The sequence below is a fragment of the Motilimonas thetidivivens genome (assembly GCF_046452435.1).
Lineage (GTDB): Bacteria > Pseudomonadota > Gammaproteobacteria > Enterobacterales > CBDFNC01 > Motilimonas.
In genome coordinates this window covers 1-2,985 of sequence record NZ_JBKFDK010000048.1, presented here as the reverse complement: position 1 = coordinate 2,985, position 2,985 = coordinate 1, and the positions used below count along the sequence as shown (strand labels likewise).

At 51.3% G+C, this 2,985-nt stretch carries 1 rRNA gene; it reads left to right on the top strand.

From position 1 onward, the window contains the following. Positions 1-37 precede the first annotated feature (37 nt). Positions 38-2,924: ribosomal RNA gene (locus tag ACK8OT_RS19155) — 23S ribosomal RNA — on the top strand. Positions 2,925-2,985 lie beyond the last annotated feature (61 nt).

Below are 2,985 nucleotides of genomic sequence, written 5' to 3'. Positions count from 1 at the left end.
ACGTCATTAACAATAGAACACTGTTTAGGTGTTGTATGGTTAAGTGAATAAGCGTGCACGGTGGATGCCTTGGCAGTCAGAGGCGATGAAGGACGTGGAAGTCTGCGAAAAGCGTGGGGGAGTTGACAACAAGCGTTAATCCCACGATGTCCGAATGGGGAAACCCACCTGTTTACAGGTATCATTTGTTGAATACATAGGCAAATGAGGCGAACCGGGAGAACTGAAACATCTAAGTACCCCGAGGAAAAGAAATCAATTGAGATTCCGGCAGTAGCGGCGAGCGACCCCGGATTAGCCCTTAAGCTTCATTGGTGTTAGTGGAAGACGTTGGAAAGCGTCACGATACAGGGTGATAGTCCCGTACACGACAATGCCTTTAAAGTGAAATCGAGTAGGACGGCACACGTGAAATGCTGTTTGAATATGGGGGGACCATCCTCCAAGGCTAAATACTCCTGACTGACCGATAGTGAACCAGTACCGTGAGGGAAAGGCGAAAAGAACCCCTGTGAGGGGAGTGAAATAGAACCTGAAACCGTGTACGTACAAGCAGTGGGAGCCGACTTGTTCGGTGACTGCGTACCTTTTGTATAATGGGTCAGCGACTTAATTTTAGTAGCAAGGTTAACCGTATAGGGGAGCCGTAGGGAAACCGAGTCTTAACTGGGCGCTTTAGTTGCTAGGATTAGACCCGAAACCCGGTGATCTAGCCATGGGCAGGTTGAAGGTGCCGTAACAGGTACTGGAGGACCGAACCGACTAATGTTGAAAAATTAGCGGATGACTTGTGGCTGGGGGTGAAAGGCCAATCAAACCGGGAGATAGCTGGTTCTCCTCGAAAGCTATTTAGGTAGCGCCTCGTGTCTCACCATTGGGGGTAGAGCACTGTTTCGGCTAGGGGGTCATCCCGACTTACCAACCCGATGCAAACTCCGAATACCAATGAGTGCAATCACGGGAGACACACGGCGGGTGCTAACGTCCGTCGTGGAAAGGGAAACAACCCAGACCGTCAGCTAAGGTCCCAAAGTGTATGTTAAGTGGGAAACGATGTGGAAAGGCTCAGACAGCCAGGAAGTTGGCTTAGAAGCAGCCATCTTTTAAAGAAAGCGTAATAGCTCACTGGTCGAGTCGGTCTGCGCGGAAGATGTAACGGGGCTAAACATACCACCGAAGCTACGGATGCAAGCTTGCTTGCATGGTAGAGGAGCGTTCTGTAAGCGGTTGAAGGGAAAGCTGTAAGGCATCCTGGACGTATCAGAAGTGCGAATGCTGACATGAGTAACGATAATGCGGGTGAAAAACCCGCACGCCGGAAGACCAAGGGTTCCTGTCCAACGTTAATCGGGGCAGGGTGAGTCGACCCCTAAGGCGAGGCCGAAAGGCGTAGTCGATGGGAAACGGGTTAATATTCCCGTACTTGGTGTTATTGCGATGGGGGGACGGAGAAGGCTAGGTGGGCCAGGCGACGGTTGTCCTGGTTCAAGTGTGTAGGAAGAGAGTTTAGGCAAATCCGGACTCTTAATTCTGAGACACGATGTCGAGCTGCTAAGGCAGTGAAGTCATTGATGCCCTGCTTCCAGGAAAAGCCTCTAAGCTTCAGATAACATCGAATCGTACCCCAAACCGACACAGGTGGTCGGGTAGAGAATACCAAGGCGCTTGAGAGAACTCGGGTGAAGGAACTAGGCAAAATGGTACCGTAACTTCGGGAGAAGGTACGCCGGTGTTGGTGATGGGACTTGCTCCCTAAGCTGACGCTGGTCGAAGATACCAGGTGGCTGCAACTGTTTATTAAAAACACAGCACTGTGCAAAATCGTAAGATGACGTATACGGTGTGACGCCTGCCCGGTGCCGGAAGGTTAATTGATGGGGTTAGTTTTCGGACGAAGCTCTTGATCGAAGCCCCGGTAAACGGCGGCCGTAACTATAACGGTCCTAAGGTAGCGAAATTCCTTGTCGGGTAAGTTCCGACCTGCACGAATGGCGTAATGATGGCCACGCTGTCTCCACCCGAGACTCAGTGAAGTTGAAATCGCAGTGAAGATGCTGTGTACCCGCGGCTAGACGGAAAGACCCCGTGAACCTTTACTATAGCTTGGCAGTGAACATTGACCCTACATGTGTAGGATAGGTGGGAGGCTTTGAAGCGCAGTCGCCAGATTGCGTGGAGCCATCCTTGAAATACCACCCTTGTAGTGTTGATGTTCTAACCATGGGCCCTGAATCGGGTCTTGGGACACTGTCTGGTGGGTAGTTTGACTGGGGCGGTCTCCTCCCAAAGAGTAACGGAGGAGCACGAAGGTTGGCTAAGTACGGTCGGACATCGTACGGTTAGTGTAATGGTAGAAGCCAGCTTAACTGCGAGACAGACACGTCGAGCAGGTACGAAAGTAGGTCATAGTGATCCGGTGGTTCTGAATGGAAGGGCCATCGCTCAACGGATAAAAGGTACTCCGGGGATAACAGGCTGATACCGCCCAAGAGTTCATATCGACGGCGGTGTTTGGCACCTCGATGTCGGCTCATCACATCCTGGGGCTGAAGTCGGTCCCAAGGGTATGGCTGTTCGCCATTTAAAGTGGTACGCGAGCTGGGTTTAGAACGTCGTGAGACAGTTCGGTCCCTATCTGCCGTGGGCGTTTGAGAATTGAGAGGGGCTGCTCCTAGTACGAGAGGACCGGAGTGGACGAACCTCTGGTGTTCCGGTTGTCACGCCAGTGGCATTGCCGGGTAGCTAAGTTCGGAATCGATAACCGCTGAAAGCATCTAAGCGGGAAGCGAGCCTCAAGATGAGTTCTCACTTGAGCTTTAAGCTCACTAAAGGGCCGTTGGAGACTACAACGTTGATAGGCAGGGTGTGTAAGTGTTGTAAGGCATTGAGCTAACCTGTACTAATGACCCGTGAGGCTTAACCATACAACACCTAAGCGGTGTTGTGCTAAGAGATAGAAAACAAGAATACTTGTGAACAAAGTAA